Source organism: Amycolatopsis sp. lyj-346, from assembly GCF_046548975.1.
Lineage (GTDB): Bacteria > Actinomycetota > Actinomycetes > Mycobacteriales > Pseudonocardiaceae > Amycolatopsis.
The window spans coordinates 325,331-351,845 of sequence record NZ_JAJPWT010000003.1 but is presented as its reverse complement, the minus strand read 5'-3'; the positions used below and the strand labels follow the sequence as shown (position 1 = coordinate 351,845).

Sequence of the window (26,515 nt, the reverse complement as noted above, 5' to 3'; positions counted from 1 at the left end):
ACGCGAAGATCCGCGGAAGGAGCACCGCTGCTCATGGCCAAGATCAAGGTCCAGGGCACCGTCGTCGAACTCGACGGCGATGAGATGACCCGCATCATTTGGCAGTTCATCAAGGACAAGCTGATCCACCCGTACCTGGACGTGAACCTGGACTACTACGACCTGGGTATCGAGGAGCGGGACCGCACCGACGACCAGGTCACGATCGACTCCGCGAACGCCATCAAGAAGCACGGCGTCGGCGTCAAGTGCGCCACGATCACCCCGGACGAGGCGCGCGTCGAAGAATTCGGCCTCAAGAAGATGTGGCTGTCCCCGAACGGGACGATCCGCAACATCCTCGGCGGCGTGATCTTCCGCGAGCCGATCGTCATCCAGAACATCCCGCGGCTGGTGCCGACGTGGACCAAGCCGATCATCATCGGCCGCCACGCCCACGGCGACCAGTACAAGGCGACCAACTTCAAGGTCCCCGGCCCGGGCAAGCTGACCGTCACCTACACCCCGGACGACGGCTCCGAGCCGATGGAGTTCCAGGTCGCGCAGTTCCCCGAGGGCGGCGGCGTCGCCATGGGGATGTACAACTTCAAGAAGTCGATCGAGGACTTCGCGCGCGCGTCCCTGCAGTACGGCCTGGACCGCGGCCTGCCGGTCTACCTCTCCACCAAGAACACGATCCTCAAGGCCTACGACGGCCAGTTCAAGGACGTGTTCGAGGAGATCTTCCAGAACGAGTTCAAGGCCGACTTCGACGCCAAGGGCATCTCCTACGAGCACCGCCTGATCGACGACATGGTCGCCGCGGCGATGAAGTGGGAGGGCGGCTACGTCTGGGCGTGCAAGAACTACGACGGTGACGTCCAGTCCGACACGGTCGCGCAGGGCTTCGGCTCGCTGGGCCTGATGACGTCGGTGCTGCGCACGCCGGACGGCCGGACCGTCGAGGCCGAGGCCGCGCACGGCACGGTCACCCGGCACTACCGCCAGCACCAGCAGGGCAAGCCGACGTCGACGAACCCGATCGCGTCGATCTACGCCTGGACCCGCGGCCTCGAGCACCGCGGCAAGCTGGACGGCAACCAGGAGCTGATCGGCTTCGCGAACAAGCTCGAAGAGGTCGTCGTCGAGACCGTCGAGAGCGGTCAGATGACGAAGGACCTGGCGCTGCTGATCAGCAAGGACCAGCCGTTCCAGACGACCGAGGAGTTCCTCGCGACGCTGGACGACAACCTGGCGAAGAAGATCGCCCAGGGCTGAGTTTTCCGCTGTTCCGAATGCCCCCTTCCCGGTTCGCCGGGGAGGGGGCATTCGCTTTGATCACGCGTTGTCACCTCGCGCGTGCCCCGCTGGCGCCTCCGGGTGGTTGCGACGTCCGGCGCTGCCATCCGGGTAAAGGATTGCCTACCCTGGCGGGGGGACGGGGCTCGCGAGTTGGAGGAAGGCATGTCGAAGAAGACTCTGCTCATCTTGGGCGCGCTCGTCCTGGTCGTCGTCGTTTACGCCATGAACACGGACAAGCAGGCGTCGGGGGCCTCGGCCACCGGCTGCAAGGTGACCGTGACCGCGGACGTCCTGAACGCCCGCGAGGCGGCCGACGGCAACGCGAAGATCGTCGGCAAGTACCTGCGTGACGCCGAGTTCGACGCCGTGCCAGGCGTGCAGAACGGCTTCCGCAAGGTGGCCGACGACAAGTGGGTGGCGGCCGAATTCACCCAGCCCGTCGCCGGCTCCGCCTGCTGAGGCCGCAGGCGCTTTCAGCCACATCTTTTGAGCACCGCTTTCGCCGATGTCTTCGGCGCGCCCGAAGCCGCCGGAGGCCTCGAGCCCGGGGGCCCGGTTTTTGTCGGTGGGCGGTGCTAGAACTGAGCACGGTGAAAAACGCAGGTGGCGGCGTCGGGTCGCCGGGAAGGAGGGAACGTCCGGGGGCGGGCGACAACTGAATCGCGGCACGAGCCGGAGTGTCCGTGGGGTCTCCAGGGGGAGTCTCGCGGGCGTGGTGGCCGGCGGTGTGCGGGTCGGCGGAGGATCGAACCCCGGGGACCGCGCTCGGACGGGGGTCGGAGCGCGATGGGGAAGATCCTTTCGAGGACCGGCGGGGGTGCCGGCCGGCTCTTGCACCGTCCGGGTCGGTGGTGAACCGGTCGGTGGCCGGTCTCGCGCGGGCGTCAGAGCGCGATCGTGAGGTCCTCTTCCGCGACCAGCACCTCGCCGCCGAACTCGGCGCGGGCTTCGCCGGCGGCCGCGGCGCGGTCGGTGCCGGGCCAGAAGTGGGTGAGCAGGAGCCGCCGGGCGCCGGCCTTCTCCGCCCAGTGGCCCGCTTCCGCGGCCGTCATCAGGTAGCGGGGCTCTCCCTCCGGCGGTGGGGTGCGGAGGGTGGCGTCGCAGATGAACAGGTCGGCGTCGCGGCCGAGTTCGGCCAGCCGCGGCGACGGGCCCGTGTCGCCGGTGTACGCCACGGTCAGCCCGGGCGCCGTGAGCCGCACCCCGAAGTTCGGCTGGTGGTGCGGCAGCGCGTACGACGTCAACCGGAACGGCCCGACATCGCACGGCTGGGTGGCGGACGGTTCGGCATCGGCCGGTTCGGCAGCGGACGGCTCGGCGAGGTCGTGCACCTCGAACAGCGTCGCCGGGTGCGGCCGGGGCTCCATCGCCTCGAGCCGGCGGACCGTGCCGGGCGTGCAGTGCAGCGGCAGCCGTGCTGCGGGTGAAGCGGCTTGGACGGTGTAGTGCCACGCGCGCCCGAGCGCGCTCACGTCGGCGCAGTGGTCGGGGTGCTCGTGCGTCACGACGACCGCATCGGGCAGCCCGCCCCGGCAGTGCGTGAACAGCCGCGGCGCGGCGCCGAACCCGAGGTCGAGAACCACGCGGAAGCCGTGGTGCGAGAGCAGGAACCCGGCGCAGGCCCGCCCGGGCTCCGGCCACGCACCACAGCTGCCCAGCACGGTCAATCGGCTCCCGGCTTCGCCCATGCGCGGAAGTCTGGCAGAGCACCCGCGGCTCCCCGCACGGGTTTTACCGCCGACCCGCCCGGGCGACCACGACCGCGACCGGCCCCAGCGGCGCTGCCACCCGCGCCCGCCGCGGCGACCATCGCGACGGCACTCCGCTGCCTCGGCGGTGGCTGCCGCCGTGCGCGCCGCGGCGACCAGCACCGCGCCCCGCCGCGGCGACCATCGCGACGGCACTCCGCCCTCCCAGCGGCCGGCCCCGGCGCCCGGCCCCGACACCTCGGCCGCGCCGAGCCGGGAGGTAGCGTGCACTGCGTGCTGACCGTTTCCACCGTGAACGTCAACGGCCTCCGCGCCGCCGCCAAAAAGGGCTTCGTCGAGTGGCTCGCCGCCACGAAGGCGGATGTTGTCGCCTGTCAGGAAGTGCGGGCCGAGGCCAGTCAGCTGCCCGCGGAGGTCGTCGAGCCCGACGGGTGGTTCTCGGTGCACGCGCCCTCGGCCGTCAAGGGGCGCAACGGTGTTGCCGTCTACAGCCGCGTCGAGCCCGAAGAGGTGCGCGTCGGCTTCGGGGAGCCCGAGTTCGAGGACAGCGGGCGGTACCTCGAGGTGCACCTGCCGAACGTCGTCGTCGCCAGTCTCTACCTGCCCAGCGGGGACGTCGGCACCGAACGCCAGTACGAAAAAGAACGCTTCATGGCCGCGTTCCTGCCCTACCTCGCCGAGCTGCGGGCGAAGGCCGCCGCGGCCGGGCGGGAGGCCGTTGTCGCCGGGGACTGGAACATCGCCTACGACACCGTCGACCTCAAGAACTGGCGCGGCAACCGCAAGAACTCCGGCTTCCTGCCCGAGGAACGCGCCTGGCTCGGCCGCGTCTACACCGAGGCCGGTTACACCGATGTCCAGCGCCGCCTCGACCCCGACGGCCCCGGCCCCTACACCTGGTGGTCCTACCGCGGCCAGGCCTTCGACAACGACTCCGGCTGGCGCATCGACTGCCAGCTCGCGACGCCCGGTCTCGCCGAGAAGGTCGTCGACGTCGTGGTCGAGCGGGCGGCCGCCTACGACCAGCGCTGGTCCGACCACGCGCCCGTCACCGCGACCTACGACATCGACTTCCCCCGGTAGATCGCGGAAATCGCGAGCCGGAAGGCAGCAGCCGTGGCGAGCGCGCTCATCGCGCTCTGATCGGACACGCTCCGGGCACGCTCTACTCCAGGTAGTAGCGGCGTCACCCCACCGGGTGGCGCAAGTGAACCCTGGGGGCGCCCGCGGCGTATTACGGATTGAGCGCTACCCTCGCTTCCGAGTTGATCAGGACCGACAGGCCTTGACACGCTCGGTAGTTTTCTGACCAAGTAGCACGCAACGCCTCACTCGGATGGGTGAGCGTTACTCGCGGGAGGCACTCCGGTGCGCAACCCAGGTCGAACCCTGTTGCGGTCCACCCTGCGCGGTTCCCGCGCGGCCGTGGTGGTCGCGCTCGTCCCGGCCGGCCTGCTCCTGGCCGGCGGCAGCGCGTTCGCCGCCGTCACGACGACCGCGCAGGCCGACGCCACCGCGGAGAGCTTCGGCCTGCTCGGCCCCGTCGGGCTGGTCGCGGTCGCGCTCGGCATCGTCGGCATGACGCTGGGTGTGCTGCGCCAGCGCCGCAAGACCCGGGCCGCCGCGACGCTCGCCGATGTCACCCCGGTCGTGCCGGACCTCCCGGGCCCGGTCACCGCGATGGCCGAAGCCGTGCTCGCCGACCCCGAAGTCGCGCCGACGCGCCCGTTCCTCACGCCACGCCCGAACGCCTGAGGGCCCTCGGCGTCCGCCGGTCGTCCCGGCCTGGAACAATCCTGACGTGTCCGAAGAGCAGACCGTCGCAGCAGAGCGCCGCCCGCGGGTCCTGTCCGGGATCCAGCCCACCGCCGACTCGTTCCACCTCGGCAACTACCTCGGCGCGCTGCGCCAGTGGGTGCGGCTGCAGGACACGCACGAGACGTTCTACAGCGTGGTCGACCTGCACGCGATCACCGTCGAGCAGGACCCGAAGGTGCTGCGGCAGCGGACCCGCGTCTCGGCCGCGCAGCTGCTGGCCATCGGCATCGACCCGCAGCGCAGTGCACTGTTCGTGCAGAGCCACGTCCCGGAGCACGCCCAGCTGAGCTGGGTCCTGGAGTGCCAGACCGGCTTCGGCGAGGCCGGCCGGATGACGCAGTTCAAGGACAAGTCGGCCAAGCAGGGCTCCGACCGCTCCAGCGTCGGCCTGTTCACGTACCCGGTCCTGCAGGCGGCGGACATCCTGCTGTACCGGGCGGACGCCGTCCCGGTCGGCGAGGACCAGCGCCAGCACCTGGAGCTGACGCGCGACCTCGCGCAGCGCTTCAACAACCGGCTGGGCAAGACGTTCGTGGTGCCGGAGCCGTACATCATCAAGGACACGGCGAAGATCTACGACCTGCAGGAACCGACGGCCAAGATGAGCAAGTCGGCGTCGAACGTCAACGGGATCATCGAGCTGCTCGAGGACCCGAAGCGCTCGGCGAAGAAGATCCGCTCGGCGGTCACCGACACCGGGCGCGAGGTCAAGTTCGACGTGGAGAACAAGGCGGGCGTCTCGAACCTGCTGACGATCTACTCGGCCCTGACCGACCGCACGATCCCGGACCTCGAAGCAGCGTACGAGGGCAAGGGCTACGGCGACCTGAAGAAGGACCTCGGCGAGGTCTTCGTCGAGTGGGTGACCCCGATCCAGGACCGCGCGAAGTCCTATTTGGACGATGTGGCGGAGCTGGACAAGGTCCTCGCCGCCGGCGCCGAGCGCGCCCGCGAGGTGGCGTCGAAGACGCTGGCGAAGACGTACCAGCGGATCGGGTTCCTGCCGCCGGTGCGGTGAAGCTGATCCTGCTCAACGGCCCGCCGGGCAGCGGCAAGTCGACGCTCGCCCGGCGCTACGCCGACAACCACCCGCCGGCACTGGCACTGGACGTGGACCGGGTACGCGCCATGCTCGGCGGCTGGCGCGCGTCCCCCGGCGAAGCCGGTCTGCTGGCACGGGACATCGCGGTGGCAGCGGCGCGCACCCACCTGACCGCCGGGCACGACGTGGTGGTGCCGCAGCTGGTGGCCCGCGCGGGCTTCCCCGAACGCCTCGAAGCGCTGGCGACCGAATGCGGGGCAAGCTTCCACGAGGTGGTGCTGCTGCCGGGCCGCGAGGTGGTCCGGCGCCGGTTCGCCGCCCGCGGGTCATCGCAGATCGAGACCGCGGCTCCGCTGACCGAGCCGGAGCTGAACCGCGCGTACGAAGCGGTCGCCACCTTCGCCGCGAGCCGCCGCACCCCGGCACTCACCGCGGCGGACGCCTACCCCGCTTTGCTGGCGGCCCTCGCCTGAGCAATCCCCGCGCTGCCGGGCGGGGCGCAGACCCGAAAACTCCCCCGCCCTCCCTGGGGGGCGTGCCCAAGTCCAGTCTATCGGCCCCCACCGGCGAACCCGGTTTTCGTGGCCGGAATCGAGCGACCTGTCCACAACCGGCCGACGCTGTGGACAACGTGCCGCGGTCACGTCCCCAGCGGAGTACGGAAGCGCGCTGAGCCGCGCTGGGGAAGCGGTCGCCCGCAGGCCAGGAGGAACTCGCCGCCCTCCCTCACCCGGGCCGCTCGCGTTGCGGGGTTCACCAAGCGTGGTTAGCGTTTCACGGTGGCGAACGAAGAGAAGGAAAAGCTCCTGCCGCGGCTGCGGCGGAAGTACCCGTGGCTCGATCACCTGATCCGGGCCAACGACGCCTTCACCGAGCGGTACGGCAACCACTACGCCGCCGCCATCACCTACTTCAGCGTGCTTTCCGTCTTTCCGCTCTTCATGGTCGCCTTCGCCGTGGTCGGGCTGGTCGTCAACCACGATCAGACGATCATCACGAAGATCACCGACGGCATCAACAACTCCGTGCCGGAAGGCCTCAAAGACCTCGTCAACGGCATCGTCAAGGGCGCGCTCGACTCCGGCGGCGGGATCGGGGTGTTCGGCCTGCTCATCGCCCTCTACTCCGGCATCGGCTGGATGTCGAACCTGCGGGACGCGCTCACCGCGCAGTGGGGCCAGGAAAAACAGGCGCAGCCGATCGTCAAGCAGACGCTCAAGGACCTCGTTGCCCTGATCGGGCTCGGCATTGCCCTCGTCGTCTCCTTCGCGCTGACCGCGGTCGGCGGCGGGGTCGGGCAGTTCCTGCTCGAACTCGTCGGGCTCGAACACGCCACCTGGGCGATCGTGCTGCTCCGCGGGGCGACCATCGTGCTCGGGCTGGCCGCGAACACCCTCGTCTTCGTCTGGGTGATCGCCCGCCTGCCCCGGGAGCAGGTCGCGCTGCGCAGCGCCGTCAAGGGCGCCGTGGTCGCCGCCGTCGGGTTCGTCATCCTGCAGCAGGTCGGCTCGATCTACCTGGCCAGTGTCACGAAGTCGCCGTCGGCCGCGCTGTTCGGGCCGGTCATCGGGCTGCTCGTGTTCGCCAACCTCGTCTCGCGCTTCCTCCTGCTCATCACCGCGTGGACGGCGACGGCCAAGGAGAACGAGCGCAAGGTCATCGCCCCTCCGCCGCCGGTGCGGCTCGAGCAGAACGTCACCGTGCAGCGCGGACCGGGCTTGGGCACCGTCGCGGGTGCTTTCAGCGCCGGTGCGCTGCTCGCGTGGCTGGGTGGCCGCCGCAAGCCTTGACACCCGCGCAACCAGTAAAGAAACTGAACCGGTAAGAAAACTGAACCGGAGGGTTTCGTGCTGCTGGACGCCGCCCGCGAGTGTGCCGACCTCGCCAGGACCCTCGCGCCCGTCACCGAGCGGCAGCGGGCGTTGCCACCCGAGCTGGTCGCGAAGCTCACCGACGCCCAGCTGTTCCGCACCGGCGTCCCCGGCTACCTCGGCGGCCCCGAAGCGCCGCCCGCCGTCAGCCTCGAAACCGCCGAGACGATCGCGCGCGGGGACGCCTCGGCCGGCTGGTGCGTCTCGATCGCCGTGACGAGCAGCCTGCTCTCGGCCTACGCCCCGCGGAAGTGCGCCGAGGAGGTCTTCGGGGACCCGCGCACGGTCGCCGCCGGGGTCTGGGCGCCGCGGGGCACCGGCCGGAAGGCCGACGGCGGGTACGTCGTGACCGGCCGGTGGGCGTTCTGCAGCGGCATCCCGCACGCCGACTGGCTCTTCGCCGGGTTCGTGCACGAGAAAGCGCTCTACGTCGCCGCGCTGCCGAAGGCCGGGATCGAGGTGCTCGACACCTGGCACACCACCGGCCTGCGCGGCACCGGCAGCCACGACTGCGTGGCCGACGAGCTGTTCGTCCCGGACCACCGCGTCTTCTCGGTGCTGGCCGGGCCGCCGCCGGAAGCCGTTGCGCTGCACCGGTTCCCGCTCTTCGGCTTCTTCGCGCTGTCGGTCGCGGCCGCCGCACTGGGCAACGCGCGCGGCGCGATCGACGACCTGGCCGAACTCGCTTCGACGCGCAAACCACTCGGCTCCAGCCGGTCGCTGGCCGAGCGGCCGGCAACCCAGGCCGCCGTCGCGGAGGCCGAAGCGGCCCTGCGCGCCGCGCGGCTGCTCTTCTACGGCAGCATCGACGACGCCTGGCAGGCCGCGCAGGGCACCGAGCCGGTCCCGGACGCGCTCAAGCTGGGCCTCCGGCTGGCCGCCACGCACGCGACCCGCACCGCCGCGAAGGTCGCCGAAAGCATGTACGACCTCGGTGGCGGCGCGGCGATCTACGAGACTTCGCCGTTGCAGCGCCGGTTCCGCGACGCGCACACCGCGACCGCCCACTTCCAGGTCAACCCGGCCAGCCACGAACTGTCCGGCAAGCTGCTGCTGGGCGTCCCGGCCCGGACGGACCAGCTGTGACCGGCCTCGGCCACCGGTTCACAGCGGACTCGGTCGGCCGCGCACTCGACCTGGTCGGCGAGCGGTGGAGCCTGCTGATCCTGCGCGAAGCCTTCTTCGGCGTGCGCCGCTACGGCGAGTTCGCGCGCACCCTGTCCATCCCGCGCCCGACGTTGTCCGCCCGGCTGAAGACCCTCGTCGACGCCGGCGTGCTCGAGCGCGTCGGCTCGGTGCCGGAGTACGTGCTGACCGCCGCCGGCCGCGACCTCTTCGGCGCCGTCGTCACGCTCATGCAGTGGGGTGACAAGCACCTCGCCGGCCCGGACGGGCCGCCGATCCTGTTGCGGCACCACGACTGCGGGGAGATCGCCGGGACGTACGTCGCCTGCGGGCACTGCGGTGGCGCCATCGCCACCGACCGGGTGACCCCGGAGCCGGGGCCCGGTTTCCGCTAGCGCGCGGCCCTCTTGCGCTGGTGCCCGACCACGAACCCGCCGATGATGATCAGGAACACCACCAGCGTGATGATCCAGCCGGTGACGCCGAACGGGTCTTCCTTCGCGGCCGAGGCGGCCGAGGAGGTGCCGCTGTTGCCGGTGTCGCCGTCGGCGAGCACCGACGGGTCGCTGTCCACCGACGTCGCGGCCGGCGGCTGGTAGGTGATCTGGCCGACCGGCACGGCCCGGTCGGCCTCCAGCGCGAAGCCGTAGTCGAGCAGCTTCGCCGCCTGGTCGACCACCTTCGTCGGCTTCTGCTCGGCACGCAGCATGACGACCGCGAGCCGCTTGCCCTTGCGCTGCGCCGCGCCGACGTAGGTGTGCCGGGCGTCGTCGGTGAAGCCGGTCTTGCCACCGAGGAAACCGGGGTAGACCCCGAGCAGCTTGTTGTCGTTGTAGACCGGGATGGCCGGCTTGCCGCCGATCGCCGGGATTTCGAAGTTCTTCGTCGCGACGACCTTCGCGAACTCCGGCTGCTTCATCGCGTAGTGGAAGATCAGGCTGATGTCGTAGGCCGAGGTCGACATGCCCGGCCCGTCCAGGCCCGACGGCGTCGCCGCGCGCGTGTCGAACGCGCCGATCTTCGCCGCCAGCGCGTTCATCTTCGCCACCGTGGCGTCCACCCCGCCGAGCGCCGTGGCGAACGCGTGCGCGACGTCGTTGCCCGAGTGCATCAGCAGGCCGTGCAGCAGCTGGTCGACGCTGTACCGGCCGCCGGCGACGAGGCCGACGCAGGTGCACTCCTGCTCCGTGTCCTCCTTCGTCGCGACGATCGGCTGCAGCGGGTCCAGCTGGGTGACGACGACCAGCGCGAGCAGCGTCTTGATCAGCGACGCGGGCCGCTGCCGGGCGTGCGGGTCCTTCGCCGCGACGACCGCGCCGGTGTCGAGGTCCTGCACCAGCCACGACGCCGCGGTGTTGCCGTCCGGCGGGTTGAGCGCGCCGTCCGGGGTGATCAGGCCGCACTCGGCCATCCGGTCGCCGCCGACCGGGACCGCGGGCACGGCCAGCGGCGCCGGGGCCTGCTGGCCCGGCGCGGGCCTCTCCGAGGTGTCGACCGGCGGCGGGGGAGCCAGGCGGTTCGCGCACTGGCCCTGCTGCGGCGCCGCGGCCGCCAGTGCCGGCGTGCTCAGGGCCAGGAGGGCGGCGGCGAGCGTCGTCGTGAAGACCTTGAGCGACCGGGAGACAACGGAGTGCACCCACGCAATCTAGCGCCGCGACCGCCGCCGCATACTCTGGGGCATGCGCATTTCACGCGGCACCTCGCTGTTCCTGCTGGCCTTCGGTGTGTGGTCGTGGATCATCTGGATCACCTTCGCCAAGAACCTCTGGGACAGCGACCGGGCCTGGACCCCCGACGGCTCGCCCACCGCGTACTTCGTGGTGCACGCCGTGCTGACCGTCGTGTCGTTCGTGCTCGGCACGATCATCGGCGTGCTCGGCTGGCGCGGGGTACGCGCGAGTTCACGCGTCGACGCCTGAATCCCCTCCTTGGTCGGTGGCGCGGTCCGGCAGCCCGGTTTAGGTTGGCGCCACCGAACCTGGAGGTTGAATGTCCCGTTTACGTCGAATGGCGGCCCCGCTCGTGCTGGCCGTCGGAGGCGGCCTGTTCGCGGCGGCCCCGGCCGCGGAGGCCGCGCCGGTCGCCTGCGACACGGCGAGCACGCCGTACACCTACGTCGTGACGTACCAGCCGGGCACCCGCGAGTCGGCCGTCGACAAGGAACTGGCGGCCAAGTGCGGCACGAAGGTCGCCTACTACGCCGAAATCGGCGTCGCCATTGCCAGTTCGCGCAACGCGGACTTCCAGCAGAAGATCGGCGTCTTCCGGGCCTACTCGGGCAGCAAGGACGTGGCTTCCCAGGGCGCCGCGGCCTCGGCCCGCTCGCTGGGCGCGGTGCGGACGCTGGAGGACACGCGGTCCGTCACGGTCGCGGGTGACCTTTCGGCGCAGCAGTGGGACATGAAGGCGATCCACGCGCCGGAAGCGAACAAGATCTTCCAGGGCAGCCGTGCGGTGACGGTCGGCGTGCTCGACTCGGGCATCGAGGCGACGCACCCGGCGCTGAAGGCGGCCGTCTCGCCCGCGGACTCGGCGGGCTGCGTGACGGGCGCGCCGGACCTTTCCCCGGCGTCCTGGGCACCGACGACGTCGGACCACGGCACGCACGTGGCGGGCACGATCGCGGGCAAGGACCCGGCGACGGGCTTCACGGGCGTCGCGCCCGGCGTGCGGCTGGCCTCGGTGAAGGTCGTCAACGACGCGGGCTACATCTTCCCGGAGTCGGCGGTGTGCGGGTTCGTCTGGGCGGCCCGGCACGGGTTCGCGGTGACGAACAACAGCTACTACATCGACCCGGGCCTGTTCTACTGCCCGAAGCAGCCGGGCGACGCGGCGGCGTTCGAAGCGGTCCGCCGGGCCGTGGAGTTCTCGACGCGCCGCGGCGTGCTGAACGTGGCGGCGGCGGGCAACGACAACCTCGACACGACCAAGCCGGAGACCGACCCCAACCGGCCCCACCCGGTGGACTCGTCGTGCGGCATCCTCCCGAAGGCGATCGACGGGGTCGTGAACGTGTCGTCGGTCGGCTACGCGGGCACGAAGTCGAGCTTCAGCAACTACGGCCAGATCGACGTGACGGCCCCGGGCGGCGACTTCGTCCAGACGCCGCCCGCCGGTGAGGGCCCGGCGTGCCCGCTGTCGACCGTGGTCGGCGGCCAGTACGGCGCGAAGTGCGGCACCTCGATGGCCTCCCCGCACGCGGCGGGCGTGGCGGCGCTGATCGCGTCCCGGTTCCGGGGGATCCCGCCGCAGCTGCTGGCCAAGTTCCTGGAGAACGAAGCCGACGTGGTGCAGTGCGCGGCCACGGAGACGACGTGCACGGGCCCCGCGAAGAACAACTCGTACTACGGCCACGGGCTGGTCAACGCCCTGGACGCGGTGCGCTAGGAGTCACCAAAAAGGCCCCTCCGCTCGCCGAGCGGAGGGGCCCTTTCCCGTTTGGCGTACGTACCGCTGCATTCACTGGACCGGGTGTATACAAGAGAAGACGTCGTCGGTGCCTCGGTGTAGCCTGACCGGACCAACTAGCAATGGGCCGCCGCACCGGCGGCCCGGGAATGGATCTCCATGTCAGGCGGCTCCGAGACGGGTGGCAACTGATCGGCCGATCAGCCACTTTCGCCCGGACCGCCAATGGCGGGTCCGGGCGTTTCTTTTCAGCCCTGCGAGTAGTCGGCGATGAACCCCATCCGGGTGTGCAGCGCCGGTGATTCCGCCGAGAAATCGACGACGACGTCCTGCCCGAGCCGGTGCTTTTGCAGGTTCTGGGCGTTCTGGTTGCGGACCTTGAAGGCGGCGGGGTTCCGGACGTTGCGGAAGACGACCCGGTGCTCGAACTTGCCGATCTCCTTGTTGAACAGCACGTCGAAGCCCTCCGGGGCGGTGCCGTTCATCAGGTCGGCCGAATAGCCCGGCCAGTCCCACTCGACGGTGATCAGATCGCCGGCCTGGACCACCGTACCCAGGTGAATGTAGATGTCCAGCTTCGGCTTCCCGTCCGCGGTGAACGTCCACACCGACGTGCCGTCGGCCCGGGTCCGCTGGTCGACGTCGTCCTCACCGGCGTGGTAGGCGTGGCACCGGACCTTGCGCCGGTCGCGGTTGGTCAGGCGCGTGGTGCCGTAGTAGACGAGGTTGACCGAGACGTACCGCAGGGTGCCGTTGGACGCCGCGTCGAGCACCAGGTCCCGGCGGCAGTGCGCGTCCCCGTTTTCTTCGATGGTCACTTCCTGCCGCCATTCTCGCACCGACAACGGCGAGGCGGAACGTGTCTGGTCGGCGTAGGTGTGCAGGAGCTCTTCGATGTGCTTCAGCTTGCCGCGAAGGCGCTGGGTGCCCGCGAAGGAAAGCGCGCTCACCAACACGAACAGGCCGGCGGCCAGCGTCGCGAAGGTGACGCGCAACCAGGTCAGGCCGAGGACCTGGCCGAGCAGGCCGACGGTGCCGAGTGAGGCGAGCGTCCCGCCAAGGGTACGGAAATAGCCGTAGCGGAAGACGAGTTCTTCGAGTTCTGCGACGAGGGGGGTCAGTCTGCGGGAAACAATCCTGCGGATATCCGAACCTGCACCCATGCGCTCGCATCCTGTGATCGGCGTCGACCCTTCAGGCTAGCCGAGCCCCAGACCGTTGCCCAGGACAAAAGAATGGCGAAAGGGCCCTCCGGCAGAAGTCGCCGGAGGGCCCTCGGGTGTTGCGAAAACTCAGACGCGCTTGAACAGCAGGGCGCGCTTCACTTCCTGGATCGCCTTGGTCACCTGGATCCCGCGCGGGCAGGCGTCGGTGCAGTTGAACGTCGTCCGGCAGCGCCAGACGCCTTCGCCGTCGTTCAGGATGTCCAGGCGCTCCTCCGCCCCCTCGTCGCGGGAGTCGAAGATGAACCGGTGGGCGTTGACGATCGCCGCCGGGCCGAAGTACGAGCCGTCGTTCCAGTACACCGGGCAGGACGACGTGCAGCAGGCGCACAGGATGCACTTCGTCGTGTCGTCGAAGCGGTCGCGGTCGGCCTGGGACTGGATCCGCTCGCGCGTCGGCTCGTTGCCGTAGGTGATCAGGTACGGCTTGATCGCCCGGTACGCCTCGAAGAACGGGTCCATGTCGACGTAGAGGTCCTTCAACGTCGTCAGGCCCTTGATCGGGGCGATCGTGATCGTGGTCTTCTTGCCGTCCTTCGCCAGCAGGTCCTTCATCAGGACCTTGCACGCCAGCCGGTTGATGCCGTTGATCTGCATCGCGTCGGACCCGCACACGCCGTGGGCGCACGAGCGGCGGAACGAGAACGTCCCGTCGATGTAGTCCTTGACGTAGAACAGCAGGTTCAGCAGCCGGTCGGTGCGCTGGGCCGGGACGTCGTAGGACTCCCAGTGCGGCTCGGTGTCGACCTCCGGGTTGAACCGGAGGATCTTCAGCGTGACCGTGATCGGGGTGTGCTGGTCGGACGCGGCGGGAGCGTCTTCGGTGGTGGCCGCAGTCATCAGTACTTCCGCTCCATCGGTTCGTAGCGGGTGAAGGTCACGGGCTTGTAGTCGAGCCGGATGTCGGAGTTCAGCCCGGTGCCCTGCTTGTAGGCCATGGTGTGGCGCATGAAGTTCGTGTCGTCGCGGTTCGGGTAGTCCTCGCGGGCGTGGCCGCCGCGGGACTCCTTGCGCGCCAGCGCGCCCACCACGAGCACCTCGGCCAGCTCCAGCAGGAAGCCGAGCTCGACGGCTTCGAGCAGGTCGGTGTTGTACCGCTTGCCCTTGTCCGCCACGGTGATCCGCTGGTACCGCTCCTTCAGCGCCTGGACGTCGGTCAGCGCCTGCTTCAGCGTGTCCTCGGTCCGGTACACCGACGCGTGCGAGTCCATCGTCTGCTGCATTTCCTTGCGGATGTCGGCGACGCGCTCGTCGCCGTGCTCCGACAGCAGGCCCGCGAGCTGCGACTCGACCAGCGCGGTCGGGTTCTCCGGCAGCTCGACGTGCTCGTGCGCCAGCGCGTACTCCGCGGCCGCGATACCGGCGCGGCGGCCGAACACGTTGATGTCGAGCAGCGAGTTCGTGCCCAGCCGGTTCGAGCCGTGCACGGACACGCACGCGACCTCGCCCGCCGCGTACAGGCCGGGGATGACGTTCTCGTTGTCCCGCAACGCTTCGCCGTGGATGTTGGTCGGGATGCCGCCCATCACGTAGTGGCAGGTCGGGAAGACCGGCACCGGCTCCTTGACCGGGTCGACGCCCAGGTAGGTCCGGGAGAACTCCATGATGTCCGGGAGCTTCGCGTTCAGCGTCTCCTCGGGGATGTGCGTGACGTCCAGGACGACGTAGTCCTTGTTCGGGCCGCACCCGCGGCCCTGCAGCACTTCCTGCACCATCGACCGGGCGACGATGTCCCGCGGCGCGAGGTCCTTGATGGTGGGGGCGTAGCGCTCCATGAACCGCTCGCCGGAGGCGTTGCGCAGGATCCCGCCCTCGCCGCGGACGGCCTCGGAAATGAGGATGCCCAGGCCCGCGAGGCCGGTCGGGTGGAACTGGAAGAACTCCATGTCCTCCAGCGGCAGGCCCTTGCGGAAGATGATGCCGAGGCCGTCACCGGTGAGGGTGTGCGCGTTCGACGTCGTCTTGAAGATCTTGCCCGCGCCGCCGGTGGCGAACACGATCGACTTCGCCTGGAAGACGTGCAGCTCGCCGGTGGCCAGCTCGTAGGCGACGACGCCGGAGGCGACCGGGTTGCCGTTCTCGTCGGGGCTGGTGACGAGGTCGAGCACGTAGAACTCGTTGAAGAACTCCGTGCCGTACTTGACGCAGTTCTGGTACAGCGTCTGCAGGATCATGTGCCCGGTGCGGTCCGCGGCGTAGCAGGCGCGGCGGACCGCGGCCTTGCCGTGGTCACGCGTGTGCCCGCCGAAGCGGCGCTGGTCGATCTTGCCTTCGGGCGTGCGGTTGAACGGCAGGCCCATCTTCTCGAGGTCGAGGACCGCGTCGATGGCCTCCTTCGCCATGATCTCGGCGGCGTCCTGGTCGACCAGGTAGTCGCCGCCCTTGATCGTGTCGAAGGTGTGCCACTCCCAGTTGTCCTCTTCGACGTTCGCCAGCGCAGCGCACATGCCGCCCTGGGCCGCACCGGTGTGGGACCGGGTCGGGTAGAGCTTGGTGAGGACCGCGGTGCGGGCGCGCTGGCCGGACTCGATGGCCGCGCGCATGCCGGCGCCGCCGGCCCCGACGATCACCACGTCGTACTTGTGGAACTGCATGGTGGGAAGCTCCGAGACTTTCAGTTCGCGGGCATGTTCGGGTCGAACGTGAAGATCACCATCGTGCCGACGGCCAGGATCAGCACCATCGAGACGTAGAGCAGGATCTTCAGCCAGAACCGCGTGCTGTCCTTGCGGGCGTAGTCGTCGATGATCGTGCGCAGCCCGTTGCCGCCGTGGATCTCGGCGAGCCAGAGCATCGAGAGGTCCCAGAACTGCCAGAACGGCGAGGCCCAGCGGCCGGCCACGAAGCCCCAGTTGATCCGGTGCACGCCGCCGTCGAGGATGTTCATGATCAGCAGGTGGCCGAGCACCAGGATGACCAGCGCCAGCCCGGAGATCCGCATGAACAGCCAGCTGTAGAGCTCGAAGTTGCTCCGGCGCGCGGCCGGGCGCTTGGGGGCGCGGGGGTTGGCGAGCGCGAGGTCGGCCATGTCAGTTACCCCCGAAGAGCATCTCGGCGGTGCGCTTCAGCATGAAGAACGCACCGGGGACCATCACCACGACCCAGACCACGCCGATCACCCAGGTCATGGCCTTCTGCAGCTTCGGGCCCTTCGACCAGAAGTCGACCAGCATGACGCGGATGCCGTTCAGCGCGTGGAACAGCACGGCGCCGACCAGGCCGACCTCGAGGAGGTTCACGATCGGCGTCTTGTAGGTCTCGATGACCTGGTCGTAGGTGTTCGGCGACACGCGCACCAGCGCGGTGTCGAGCACGTGCACGAACAGGAAGAAGAATGTGAGCACGCCGGTGATGCGGTGCAGCACCCAGGACCACATGCCCGGGTCACCCCGGTAGAAGGTCCCCTGCCGGCGTGAGGCACCCGCCCGATCGCTCGCGCCTGCCTCGGGGGCAGTGCTCGCCGTGGTGGACATCGGTGAACGGCCTCCAACGTCTGACTATGTGCCCGGTGGCCGTGAGGTCCGCAGTTGCCGCGGGAACGGCGGCTGTGCCGAAGTCAACGTCATCGAGCGTGGATGAATCGGATGCTAGACCCGCACCCGGACAGCGGCTCACCTCCGGGTTCCTCTCTGTGATGGACCAGACACCGGCACTCCCGCGCCGCCACCCGGCGGTGTGGTGCAGCGCACTCGGCGGTGTCGGGCAATCGACCGGCCCACTGCCCGGAGATCTGATCTCTGCGAGATCTGATATCTGATGTCCTCGGATAAGGGCTGGTGACACGGGACCGTTGTCAACCCGCTGCCAGGCTTTCTCCAGCATTAGTCGGCCAAACATCGGATCTCTCACGATGGGGTGATGTTTTGGCGCGAAGGCCCGGCCTGGTGATCGCCATCGCGGCCCTGCTGCCCGTGGTGTCGGTCACGCCCGCACCGGCACCGCCGGCATCTTCGTCGACAAAGGACTCAAGGCCCCTTGCCCGGCGCACCTGCGGCTGATTTCCGTCATCTCACAGAGTGACCGGGCCGGTCCACCCTTCGGTCGGCCCGGCACACTGAGTGACCCCAACCGGCCGTTCGGGTGCCCGGCCCCCGCACTTAATCAGGGAAAGATCGGGGAAAGGGGCGCTGCGTCGTCGCGGGGATCACGTTCAGTGTCCAGTTCGTCGCACGTGCGACTCGTGAGTAAACGTTTGTGTTACGTAGCGTGCCTTTCCTATGGCGCATTCCTGTCCGGCGGGTACGGTCTGGCGGTCGACCCGGCAGTAGGGCCGGGTCGTGCCCTTGACCATCCGCTGGATCAGCGGGGAGGGAGACACACGTTGCGTCGCATGCGTGGAACCGCGCTGGCCGCCGCGGCCATGGCCGGGGTGCTCACCCTGGCCGGGTGCGCCAAGGATTCCGGCGGTGGTAACAGCTCGAACAACACCGCGGCCTCGACGGGCGGTTCCGACTGCGTCACCGCGCCGAAGCCGCCCGCGGCACCCGCCGCGGCGAGCAGCTCGACCGCCGCCGGGGCGAAGGTCGACGGCAGCAAGCTGAAGATCGGCCTGGCCTTCGACGTCGGCGGCCGGGGTGACGCGTCGTTCAACGACGCCGCCGCCGCGGGCACCGACAAGGCGAAGTCCGACCTCGGCGTGACGACGGTCAGCGAAAGCACCGCCGGCGCCACCGAGGCCGAGTCGGCCAAGCAGCAGCGCCTCGACCAGATGGCCACCTCGGGCCTGAACCCGATCATCGCGGTCGGCTTCGCCTACGCGCCGGCGGTCAAGGTCGTCGCGGCCAAGTTCCCGAACACGAAGTTCGCCATCGTCGACGACGACTCGATCACGCTGCCGAACGTGACGTCGCTGGTCTTCGCCGAGGAGCAGGGTTCGTTCCTGGCCGGCGTCGCCGCCGCGTACAAGAGCAAGAACTGCCACATCGGCTTCGTCGGTGGTGTCAACACCCCGCTGATCCAGAAGTTCGAGGCCGGCTTCCTGCAGGGCGCGAAGACCGTTTCGAACAAGATCAAGATCGAGGACGAGTACCTCACCCCGGCCGGTGACTTCTCCGGGTTCCAGGACCCGCCGAAGGGCAACGCGAAGGCCGCGGCCGAGATCGCCAAGGGCGCGGACGTCATCTACCACGCCGCGGGTGCCTCGGGTAAGGGCGTCTTCGACGCCGCGAAGGCGGGCAACGCGCTGGCCATCGGCGTCGACTCCGACCAGTACAACCAGAAGACCGTCGAGGCCGACAAGGACATCATCATCACGTCCATGCTCAAGCGCGTCGACGTCGCCGTCTTCGACTACGTGCAGGCCGTCGCCAAGGGCGACCTGACGACCCTGCCGAAGCGGTTCGACCTCAAGGTCGACGGCGTCGGCTACTCCACCTCGGGTGGCAAGATCGACGACATCAAGGACGTCCTGGAAGCCTACAAGGCCCAGATCATCTCGGGCGCCATCACCGTTTCGGACAAGCCGCAGAAGTAACTGAGAACGTGTCGGGGCTCGGAGGATTTTTTCCTCCGGGCCCCTCACGCGTTTGGACGAGATATGGAATTCTCCCGCCCATGAGCACAGCCGAGGCCCCGGCCGAGGCCGTCCCCGACCGGGGCGCCCCCGCCGTCCAGCTGACCGGGATCACCAAGCGCTTTCCCGGCGTGGTGGCCAACTCCGACGTCAACCTCACCGTCGCCGCCGGCGAGGTGCACGCCATCTGTGGCGAGAACGGCGCCGGCAAGTCCACCCTGATGAAGATCCTGTACGGCATGCAGCCGCCGGACGAGGGCACCATCGCGATCAACGGCGAAGAGGTGAGGCTGCGCAACCCGCAGGACGCCATCCGCGCCGGCATCGGCATGGTGCACCAGCACTTCATGCTCGCCGACAACCTCACCGTCGGCGAGAACGTCTTCCTCGGCGCCGAGGCCCTGCACGGCATCGGCCGCGCCGCCCGCGCGCGGCTGGCCGAGCTCGCCGAGCGGACCGGCCTGCGCGCCGAGCCCGGCACCCTGCTCGAAGAGCTGGGCGTCGCCGACCGCCAGCGCGTCGAGATCGTCAAGGTGCTCTACCGCGGCGCGAAGATCATCATCCTGGACGAGCCGACCGCGGTGCTGGTGCCGCAGGAGGTCGACGCGCTCTTCGAGACCGTGCGGGAGATGAAGGACGACGGCTACACGTTCCTCTTCATCTCGCACAAGCTCGACGAGGTCCGCGCGATCGCCGACACCGTCACGGTGATCCGGCGCGGGACGACCGTCGGCACCGCCGACCCGAAGACCATCACCTCCCGCCAGCTCGCGGAGATGATGGTCGGGTCCGAGCTGCCCAGCCCGGAGACCCGCGAGTCGACCGTCACCGACCGGGACGTGCTGCGGCTGACCGGGCTGACGCTGCGCGCCGAGGGTTCGGACCGCAACGCGCTCGACGACGTCTCCTTCACCGTGCACGCGGGCGAGGTGCTCGGCGTCGCCGGCGTCGAGGGCAACGGCCAGACCGAGCTCGTCGAGACGATCATGGGCATGCGCAAGCCGTCCGACGGCACGATCGAGCTGGTCGACGTCGACGGAAAGGCACGCGATCTGACGAAGGCGGGCACGCTGGCCCGGCGCGAGGCCGGCATCGGCTACATCGCCGAGGACCGCACCCGGCACAGCCTGCTCCTCACGCAACCGTTGTGGGTCAACCGGATCCTCGGCTACCAGACCCGCGAACCGGTCTCCAAAGGACAGCTGCTCGACATCGCGGGCGCCCGCGCCGACACCGAGCGGATCGTGCGCGACTACGACGTCCGCACGCCGGGCATCGACGTCCCGGCCGCGGCCCTCTCGGGCGGCAACCAGCAGAAGCTGATCGTCGGGCGCGAGCTGTCGGGCAACCCGGTGCTGCTCATCGCGTCGCACCCCACGCGCGGTGTCGACGTCGGCGCGCAGGCGCTGATCTGGGAGAACATCCGCCAGGCCCGGGCGGCCGGCCTCGCCGTGCTGCTCATCTCCGCCGACCTCGACGAGCTGATCGGCCTGTCCGACACGATCCGCGTCATGCTGCGCGGCCGGCTCGTCAGCGAGGCCGACCCCGCCACCGTGACGCCGCAGGAACTGGGCTCGGCGATGACCGGCGCCGAAGACGACACAGTGGGTGACGAAGAATGACCTCCTGGCGCACGAAACTGCTGCCGCCGCTGCTGGCGATCGTCTTCGCCGTGCTGCTGTCGGCGATCGCGCTGATCATTTCCGGCGCGGACCCGCTGCAGGCGTACGGCACGATGATCGGCCAGATGTTCAAGGGCTCGACCGCGGTCGACACCGTGAACCTCGCGACGGTCTACTACCTGTCCGGGCTCGCCGTCGCCATCGGCTTCCAGATGAACCTGTTCAACATCGGGGTCGAGGGCCAGTACCGGTTCGCCGCCGTCGTCGCGGCCATCGCCGGCGGCGCGATGCAGCTGCCGCCGGTGCTCCACGTACTGGCGATCCTGGTGGTCGCGGTCGTCGCGGGCATGGCCTACGCGGCGGTCCCGGCGATCCTCAAGGTCACCCGCGGGGTCAGCGAGGTCATCTCGACGATCATGCTCAACGCGATCGTCGCCGGGATCATCGCCTACCTCATCAACGCCGACCAGTTCGGCGTGCAGAGCGGCAACAACATCGGCACCCGGATCATCGAGCCCTCGGGCCGGATCCCCGGCATCCCGCTCGGCTCGGGCACGCTCTTCGGGTTCGTGTTCATCGCCGCCATCGTCGGCGCCGCCTACTGGTTCATGCTCAACCGCACGCGGTTCGGCTTCGAGCTGAAGGCGTCCGGCGAGTCGACGACGGCGGCCGCCGCCGGCGGGGTCAACGCCAAGAAGATGACGCTGATCGCGATGCTGCTTTCCGGTGGCGTCGCCGGTCTGGTCGCCATGCCGGAGCTGCTCGGCCGCGACTTCAGCTACGGCATCACCGCGACGCAGATGTACGGCTTCACCGGCATCGCGGTCGCGTTGCTCGGCCGCAACCACCCCGGCGGCATCGCGCTCGGCGCGCTGCTGTGGGCGTTCCTCGACACCTCCGCGGTGTCGCTGGAGCAGATCAACGTGTCCAAGGAGATCGCGACGATCATGCAGGGCATCATCGTGCTGTCGGTCGTCGTGGCGTACGAGATCGTGCGCCGGGCCGACCTCGCGGCCGAACAACGCCGGGTCGGGCGTGCGCTCGCCGGCCGCAAGGGTTCTTCGGTCACCGAAGGGGGTGCGGTGTGATCACCGACGTCGCTCCCGGATCCGGCTCGACCATGCCGGTGCAGCGCAAGCGGGGCAGGCTCCCCGGCTGGCTGCGCGGCGTGATCTGGGCCGTGGTCGCCATCGCCGTCATCTCGACGGCGTCCTACTCGACCGGCGTCGCCGCGCTGACGTCGTCGAACACCGCCCAGACGGCGTTGCGCCTGGCCCTGCCGATCCTGCTCTGCGCGCTGGGTGGCCTCTGGGCCGAACGCGCCGGCGTGGTCAACATCGGTCTCGAGGGCATGATGATCCTCGGCACCTGGGGCGCCGCTTGGGGTTCGTACTACGGCGGCGTGTGGTCCGGCCTGCTGGCCGCGCTCGCGTTCGGCGCGCTGGGCGGCCTGCTGCACGCGGTGGCGACGGTGACGTTCAACGTCAACCACATCGTCTCCGGCGTCGCGATCAACCTGCTCGGCCTCGGCGTCACCAAGTACCTGGCGAACCTGATCTTCGCGCCGATCTCCGGCAACCCGCGGCAGTCGCCGGTGGTGCCGAAGTTCGACACCTACTCGGCCACGTTCCTCTCGGACTGGCTGGGCGACCTCGAGAAGGAGCAGCGCGTCGGCATCTCCGACGTCGCCGGCATCCTGCGCGGGCTCGTCACCGAGGTGGCGCCGCTGACGATGCTCGCCATCATCCTGGTGCCGGTGAGCTTCTGGGTGCTCTGGCGCACCCGGTTCGGCCTGCGGCTGCGCTCCTGCGGCGAGAACCCGGTGGCGGCCGAATCCCTGGGCGTCAACGTGTACCTGCACAAGTACGTCGCGGTGATCATCTCGGGTGCCTTCGCCGGCATGGGTGGCGCTTCGCTGGTGCTGCTGCGCGGCGGCGCGGACTACCTGGAGAACCAGACGAACGGCCGCGGGTACATCGGCCTCGCGGCGATGATCTTCGGCAACTGGCGGCCGGGCGGCCTGCTCGGCGGCGCGGCGCTGTTCGGCTACGCGGACGGCCTGCAGCTCGCCGGCGGCGGTGAAGCGGTGCTCGCGCTGCTCTACGGCGCGGTGATCCTGGTCGCCGTGATCGTCGTCGTGCAGTTGTTCCGGAAGCAGTGGATCGCGGCCGGGCTCGGCGTCGTCGGCGCGGGTGTGCTGTACGCGATCTACTGGGCCAACGACACGCTGTCGTCGGACCTGATCCCGTACACCGCGCACTTCGTGACGCTGATCGTGCTGGCCGTGGCGTCGCAGCGGCTGCGGCCGCCGAAGGCCGACGGGCAGCCGTACCGGCGCGGGGAGGACTGAGTGCCTACTTTGTCTACTGTGGACTGGGACGCTCTGCGTTCCCAGGCGATCGAAGCGGCTTCCCATGCGTACGCGCCTTATTCCGGGCTGCACGTGGGGGTCGCCGGGATCGTCGACGACGGCCGGGTCGTGACCGGGTGCAACGTCGAAAACGCGTCCTACGGGCTCGGGCTGTGCGCCGAGTGCACGATGGCCGGGCAGCTGCGGCTCTCCGGCGGCGGCCGCCTGGTCGCCGTCGCGTGCCGCAGCGGTGCCGGTGACCTGCTGATGCCGTGCGGGCGCTGCCGGCAGATCCTGTTCGAGCTCGGTGGGTCGTCGTGCCTGGTGGACACGCCGCGCGGGGTGCTGCCGATGTCCGACGTCCTGCCGGACGCGTTCGGCCCGGACGACCTCCCGTGACCGGGTTCGCTGCGGTCGACGTCATCCGCGTGAAGCGGGACGGCGGCACGCTTTCCGACGAGCAGATCGACTGGGTCGTCGACGCGTACACCCGGGGTGACGTCGCCGAAGAGCAGATGTCGGCGCTGGCCATGGCCATCTTCCTGCGGGGGATGACCTCGGCCGAGACTTCCCGCTGGACGCACGCGATGATCGCGTCGGGGGAGCGGCTGTCGCTTTCGGGGTCGCGCCCGACGGTGGACAAGCACTCGACGGGCGGGGTCGGCGACAAGATCACGCTGCCGCTGGCGCCGCTGGTGGCCGCGTGCGGCGCGGCGGTGCCGCAGCTGTCCGGCCGCGGGCTCGGGCACACCGGCGGCACGCTCGACAAGCTGGAGTCGATCCCGGGCTGGCGGGCCGCACTGTCCACTTCGGAGATTGCCGCGCAGCTGGAGGACGTCGGCGCGGTGATCTGCGCGGCCACGTCCGGGCTGGCACCGGCGGACAAGAAGCTGTACGCGCTGCGGGACGTGACGTCCACTGTGGAGTCGATCCCGCTGATCGCCAGCTCGATCATGAGCAAGAAGATCGCGGAAGGCGCGTCGGGGCTGGTCCTGGACGTCAAGTTCGGTTCGGGCGCGTTCATGAAGACACTGGACCAGGCGCGGGTGCTGGCCGGGGCGTTGACCTCGATCGGCGCCGATCACGGCGTCCCGACGACGGCGTTGCTGACGGACATGAACGTCCCGCTGGGGCGGGCGGTCGGGAACGCGGTCGAGGTCGCGGAGTCGGTCGACGTGCTTCAGGGCGGCGGGCCGTCGGACGTGGTTGAGCTGACGGTGGCGTTGGCGCGGGAGATGCTCGCTCTGGCCGGTCTGGACGCCGACCCGGCCGCGGTGCTGGCTTCCGGTGCGGCGTACGAGGTCTGGTGCCGGATGATCGCCGCGCAGGGCGGGGACCCTTCGGCGCCACTGCCTTCTCCTGCGCACGTGCACACGGTCGTTGCTCCGGCTTCGGGCGTCCTGGCCTCGCTGGACGCCTACGCGGTGGGTGTCGCGGCTTGGCGGCTGGGCGCCGGGCGGGCTCGCAAGGAGGATCCGGTCCAGGCGGCGGCGGGCGTGCTGTGCCTGGCGAAGCCGGGCGACGACGTCTCCGAGGGTGAGCCGCTGCTGGAACTGCACACGGACACCCCGGACGCGGTCCCGGCGGCGCTGGCGGCGCTCGAAGGCGGGTTCTCGATCGCTTCGGAGGCGCCCGCGCCGGGACCGATCGTCCGGGAGACCGTGCGGGGCTAGGACACCTGGATGGTGGCGGCGACCGGCTTGGCGCCGCTGCCACCGCAGGACATGATGAAGGTGCCGGTGCTGTAGTAGAGGATGTAGCTGCTCGTCGCCAGCGTGACCTGACCGGCGGTGGGCAGGGTGACCTGACCGGTGCCCCCGGTCATCCGGAAGGGCGTGCCGGGCTGGATGGCGGGGTTGGTCATGCCGGTGGCGTCGGCCCGGCCCGAGGCGGCGCCACCGAGTGCGAGCACGATCGAGCCGGTGTACTTCCCGGCGGGCTCGGTGGAACCCCAGGCCGGCGCGACCTGCTTGAGGTCGGCCTGCACGGTGACGGTCTGGCCGACGGTCGCCGTCGCGGGTGCGGTCACGGTGATCTCGAAGGTCTTGGTCCCGGAGGGGCCGCCGATGCTGCCGCAACCCCAGGTGACCGAGACGGTCCCGGCCTCGGCCACGGCGGGGGCGAACACCCCCACCCCGGCGGCGACGGCCACCACGGCCACGGTCTTGCCGATCTTCTTGCGCAGTACCTTCAGCACGAAATCCCCCTCGGGTGTCGGATTCCGAGGATGGCGTGAGCCGGGACGCGGGGACGTCTCCCAGAATGCCGGGCTTGATCCGTTCCCCCGGCAAGATGATCACCCGATTGAGTGATCTTCTGAAGATGCCCCTCACGACCTCCGGGCTTCCGCGGCGGTGAGCGGATACGACGAGGCCCCGCCGGCGAACCGGCGGGGCCTCGGTCGGCAGGCTTGCCTACTCCGTGGCTTCTTCCGAGCCTTCGCCCGTCTTGGCCTTCGCGTCGGCCGGCTTCGGGGCGCGGCCGTTGCGGGAGCTGCGGCGCGGCTGGCGCGGGGCCGGCGGCGGCGGGGAGATCTGCTGGACGGCCGGGCCGCCGCCGAGCATCAGCTCCGCGAACGTCGCCATCGCCTCGTCGAGCTGGCCGCCGATGCGGCGGACGCTCTCGTCGTTGCTCCTGCGGACCAGCGAGTCGACCGAGTCGGTGTCCGGCTGCTTGGACAGCGTGCCCTCGACCTTCGACAGGCCCGCCTTGAGCGCGCCGTCGAGGTCGCCGATGCCGGACAGGAAGCCGTCCTCGACCTTGTCGAGGCGGGAGGCCAGGTCGTCCAGGCGGGTGGTGACCGTTTCGAGGCGGTTGCCCAGGTTCTCCAGCCGGTCGGACGCGTCGATCATCTCGCCGGTCTCGGTCAGCGCGACCTTGATCGCCTCGGTGTTGGCGTCGATCCGCTCGTGCGTGGTGCGGCCCAGCTCGCCGATGCGCTCCTGCGAGACGCGGCTCAGCTCGTCGACCTTGTTCCGCAGCTCGTGGTCGGCGTGGTCGACGCGGTCGCGCAGCGACGACTCGGCCTGCTCGATCCGCTCGCGGACCGGACCGTGCACCGACTGCGGCAGCGCGTCGAGCTTCGTGTCCTGCTTGTCGAGGTGGCCGCCGACCTCGTCGATGCGGCGGTGGATGTTCTGGAGCTTGTCCTCGAGCCCGTCCATCCGCCCGGCGACGCCCTCGAAGCGCGCGGCGACGCCGTCGAGACGGCCGTCGAGCTGCGCGAACGGCTTGGCCAGCTTGTCGACGATGCTCTCGACGGCACGGGTCAGGGCGGCGATCGCGTTGTCCTGGGCCTCGAGGCGGGACATCGTCTCGTCGAGGCGCTCGGCCAGGACGCTGACTTCGGTGCGGTCGGGCATTTCGGACAGCCGCTTGCGGACCGCGCCCAGCGAGTCCACCGGCGCGAGGCGGGCGTAGATGTCGTCGAGCGCGTCGAAGATCTGCTGCTGCTCGCTCTCACGCACTTCGGCCGCGCGCACCAGCATGTTGCGCATCCGGTCGAAGGACGGGGCGGCAATGTGGTTGTCAGTGGTCACTGCTGTGTGTCCTTC

Annotated in this window: 26 protein-coding genes; 17 read left to right on the top strand and 9 right to left on the bottom strand. The window is 69.8% G+C overall.

Annotated elements, in window-relative coordinates:
* Nucleotides 1-33: 33 nt before the first annotated feature.
* Both ACLJQE_RS13330 and ACLJQE_RS13325 read left to right on the top strand, forming a co-directional pair.
* Nucleotides 34-1,257, top strand: coding sequence for an NADP-dependent isocitrate dehydrogenase (locus ACLJQE_RS13330; RefSeq protein WP_410639501.1), 1,224 nt, complete (start codon nucleotides 34-36; stop codon nucleotides 1,255-1,257).
* 186 nt (nucleotides 1,258-1,443) lie between these two features.
* Nucleotides 1,444-1,740 (top strand): SH3 domain-containing protein, encoded by a 297-nt coding sequence (locus tag ACLJQE_RS13325; RefSeq protein ID WP_410639500.1) that lies wholly within the window; start codon nucleotides 1,444-1,446, stop codon nucleotides 1,738-1,740.
* A gap of 425 nt (nucleotides 1,741-2,165) precedes the next feature.
* Here the strand turns inward: ACLJQE_RS13325 and ACLJQE_RS13320 are convergent, their stop codons facing one another.
* Complete coding sequence (locus ACLJQE_RS13320) at nucleotides 2,166-2,969, bottom strand: MBL fold metallo-hydrolase (RefSeq protein WP_410639499.1); 804 nt, start codon at nucleotides 2,967-2,969, stop codon at nucleotides 2,166-2,168.
* 285 nt (nucleotides 2,970-3,254) lie between these two features.
* Here ACLJQE_RS13320 and ACLJQE_RS13315 point away from each other — a divergent pair, with 285 nt between their 5' ends.
* The 7 genes from ACLJQE_RS13315 (at nucleotide 3,255) to ACLJQE_RS13285 (ending at nucleotide 9,241) form a co-directional block, all read left to right on the top strand.
* On the top strand, nucleotides 3,255-4,073 hold the full coding sequence (locus tag ACLJQE_RS13315) for an exodeoxyribonuclease III (RefSeq protein ID WP_410639498.1): 819 nt from the start codon (nucleotides 3,255-3,257) through the stop codon (nucleotides 4,071-4,073).
* Nucleotides 4,074-4,382: 309 nt separating this feature from the next.
* Nucleotides 4,383-4,745, top strand: a complete 363-nt coding sequence (locus tag ACLJQE_RS13310) for a hypothetical protein (RefSeq protein WP_410639497.1) — start codon at nucleotides 4,383-4,385, stop codon at nucleotides 4,743-4,745.
* A 46-nt stretch (nucleotides 4,746-4,791) separates the two neighbouring features.
* Nucleotides 4,792-5,826, top strand: a complete 1,035-nt coding sequence (gene trpS, locus ACLJQE_RS13305; RefSeq protein WP_410639496.1) for a tryptophan--tRNA ligase — start codon at nucleotides 4,792-4,794, stop codon at nucleotides 5,824-5,826.
* Complete coding sequence (locus ACLJQE_RS13300; protein WP_410639495.1) at nucleotides 5,823-6,323, top strand: AAA family ATPase; 501 nt, start codon at nucleotides 5,823-5,825, stop codon at nucleotides 6,321-6,323. The genes trpS and ACLJQE_RS13300 overlap by 4 nt, the downstream gene beginning before the upstream one ends.
* A gap of 306 nt (nucleotides 6,324-6,629) precedes the next feature.
* Complete coding sequence (gene yhjD / locus ACLJQE_RS13295) at nucleotides 6,630-7,640, top strand: inner membrane protein YhjD (RefSeq protein WP_410639494.1); 1,011 nt, start codon at nucleotides 6,630-6,632, stop codon at nucleotides 7,638-7,640.
* Nucleotides 7,641-7,697: 57 nt separating this feature from the next.
* Entirely contained in the window at nucleotides 7,698-8,807 is a 1,110-nt protein-coding gene (locus ACLJQE_RS13290; RefSeq protein WP_410639493.1) for an acyl-CoA dehydrogenase family protein, read from the top strand.
* The gene (locus ACLJQE_RS13285) at nucleotides 8,804-9,241 is read left to right on the top strand and encodes a winged helix-turn-helix transcriptional regulator (RefSeq protein WP_410639492.1); all 438 of its coding nucleotides are present in this window, start codon (nucleotides 8,804-8,806) and stop codon (nucleotides 9,239-9,241) included. The genes ACLJQE_RS13290 and ACLJQE_RS13285 overlap by 4 nt, the downstream gene beginning before the upstream one ends.
* On the opposite strand, the gene ACLJQE_RS13280 is transcribed toward ACLJQE_RS13285, so the two are convergent.
* The gene (locus tag ACLJQE_RS13280) at nucleotides 9,238-10,482 is read right to left on the bottom strand and encodes a D-alanyl-D-alanine carboxypeptidase family protein (RefSeq protein WP_410639491.1); all 1,245 of its coding nucleotides are present in this window, start codon (nucleotides 10,480-10,482) and stop codon (nucleotides 9,238-9,240) included. The genes ACLJQE_RS13285 and ACLJQE_RS13280 overlap by 4 nt on opposite strands.
* Before the next feature lie 43 nt (nucleotides 10,483-10,525).
* On the opposite strand from ACLJQE_RS13280, the gene ACLJQE_RS13275 reads away from it, so the two are divergent.
* Both ACLJQE_RS13275 and ACLJQE_RS13270 read left to right on the top strand, forming a co-directional pair.
* Nucleotides 10,526-10,765, top strand: a complete 240-nt coding sequence (locus tag ACLJQE_RS13275; protein ID WP_410616209.1) for an SCO4848 family membrane protein — start codon at nucleotides 10,526-10,528, stop codon at nucleotides 10,763-10,765.
* Between the two features lie 70 nt (nucleotides 10,766-10,835).
* Nucleotides 10,836-12,233, top strand: a complete 1,398-nt coding sequence (locus tag ACLJQE_RS13270; RefSeq protein WP_410639489.1) for a S8 family peptidase — start codon at nucleotides 10,836-10,838, stop codon at nucleotides 12,231-12,233.
* A gap of 269 nt (nucleotides 12,234-12,502) precedes the next feature.
* Here the strand turns inward: ACLJQE_RS13270 and ACLJQE_RS13265 are convergent, their stop codons facing one another.
* The 5 genes from ACLJQE_RS13265 to sdhC all read right to left on the bottom strand — a co-directional run bounded on the left by ACLJQE_RS13265 (nucleotide 12,503) and on the right by sdhC (nucleotide 16,950).
* Nucleotides 12,503-13,417, bottom strand: a complete 915-nt coding sequence (locus tag ACLJQE_RS13265; protein ID WP_410639488.1) for a hypothetical protein — start codon at nucleotides 13,415-13,417, stop codon at nucleotides 12,503-12,505.
* Between the two features lie 129 nt (nucleotides 13,418-13,546).
* Entirely contained in the window at nucleotides 13,547-14,317 is a 771-nt protein-coding gene (locus ACLJQE_RS13260; protein ID WP_410639487.1) for a succinate dehydrogenase iron-sulfur subunit, read from the bottom strand.
* The gene (gene sdhA, locus ACLJQE_RS13255) at nucleotides 14,317-16,071 is read right to left on the bottom strand and encodes a succinate dehydrogenase flavoprotein subunit (protein WP_410639486.1); all 1,755 of its coding nucleotides are present in this window, start codon (nucleotides 16,069-16,071) and stop codon (nucleotides 14,317-14,319) included. The genes ACLJQE_RS13260 and sdhA overlap by 1 nt, the downstream gene beginning before the upstream one ends.
* A gap of 20 nt (nucleotides 16,072-16,091) precedes the next feature.
* Entirely contained in the window at nucleotides 16,092-16,505 is a 414-nt protein-coding gene (locus ACLJQE_RS13250; protein WP_091304567.1) for a succinate dehydrogenase hydrophobic membrane anchor subunit, read from the bottom strand.
* A 1-nt stretch (nucleotide 16,506) separates the two neighbouring features.
* Nucleotides 16,507-16,950 (bottom strand): succinate dehydrogenase, cytochrome b556 subunit, encoded by a 444-nt coding sequence (gene sdhC, locus ACLJQE_RS13245; RefSeq protein WP_410639485.1) that lies wholly within the window; start codon nucleotides 16,948-16,950, stop codon nucleotides 16,507-16,509.
* Between the two features lie 857 nt (nucleotides 16,951-17,807).
* On the opposite strand from sdhC, the gene ACLJQE_RS13240 reads away from it, so the two are divergent.
* The 6 genes from ACLJQE_RS13240 to ACLJQE_RS13215 all read left to right on the top strand — a co-directional run bounded on the left by ACLJQE_RS13240 (nucleotide 17,808) and on the right by ACLJQE_RS13215 (nucleotide 24,634).
* The gene (locus ACLJQE_RS13240; RefSeq protein ID WP_410639484.1) at nucleotides 17,808-18,950 is read left to right on the top strand and encodes a BMP family lipoprotein; all 1,143 of its coding nucleotides are present in this window, start codon (nucleotides 17,808-17,810) and stop codon (nucleotides 18,948-18,950) included.
* Between the two features lie 80 nt (nucleotides 18,951-19,030).
* On the top strand, nucleotides 19,031-20,611 hold the full coding sequence (locus ACLJQE_RS13235) for an ABC transporter ATP-binding protein (RefSeq protein ID WP_410639483.1): 1,581 nt from the start codon (nucleotides 19,031-19,033) through the stop codon (nucleotides 20,609-20,611).
* Nucleotides 20,608-21,699 carry an ABC transporter permease gene (locus ACLJQE_RS13230; protein WP_410639482.1) on the top strand — a complete coding sequence of 364 codons (1,092 nt, stop codon included), beginning with the start codon at nucleotides 20,608-20,610 and terminating at the stop codon, nucleotides 21,697-21,699. The genes ACLJQE_RS13235 and ACLJQE_RS13230 overlap by 4 nt, the downstream gene beginning before the upstream one ends.
* Nucleotides 21,700-21,731: 32 nt before the next feature.
* Nucleotides 21,732-22,961, top strand: coding sequence for an ABC transporter permease (locus ACLJQE_RS13225; RefSeq protein ID WP_410639792.1), 1,230 nt, complete (start codon nucleotides 21,732-21,734; stop codon nucleotides 22,959-22,961).
* A 9-nt stretch (nucleotides 22,962-22,970) separates the two neighbouring features.
* On the top strand, nucleotides 22,971-23,360 hold the full coding sequence (locus tag ACLJQE_RS13220; RefSeq protein WP_410639791.1) for a cytidine deaminase: 390 nt from the start codon (nucleotides 22,971-22,973) through the stop codon (nucleotides 23,358-23,360).
* The gene (locus ACLJQE_RS13215; protein ID WP_410639481.1) at nucleotides 23,357-24,634 is read left to right on the top strand and encodes a thymidine phosphorylase; all 1,278 of its coding nucleotides are present in this window, start codon (nucleotides 23,357-23,359) and stop codon (nucleotides 24,632-24,634) included. The genes ACLJQE_RS13220 and ACLJQE_RS13215 overlap by 4 nt, the downstream gene beginning before the upstream one ends.
* On the opposite strand, the gene ACLJQE_RS13210 is transcribed toward ACLJQE_RS13215, so the two are convergent.
* Both ACLJQE_RS13210 and ACLJQE_RS13205 read right to left on the bottom strand, forming a co-directional pair.
* Nucleotides 24,631-25,158, bottom strand: a complete 528-nt coding sequence (locus tag ACLJQE_RS13210) for a hypothetical protein (RefSeq protein WP_410639480.1) — start codon at nucleotides 25,156-25,158, stop codon at nucleotides 24,631-24,633. The genes ACLJQE_RS13215 and ACLJQE_RS13210 overlap by 4 nt on opposite strands.
* 217 nt (nucleotides 25,159-25,375) lie before the next feature.
* Nucleotides 25,376-26,500 carry a PA containing protein gene (locus tag ACLJQE_RS13205; RefSeq protein WP_410639479.1) on the bottom strand — a complete coding sequence of 375 codons (1,125 nt, stop codon included), beginning with the start codon at nucleotides 26,498-26,500 and terminating at the stop codon, nucleotides 25,376-25,378.
* Nucleotides 26,501-26,515 lie beyond the last annotated feature (15 nt).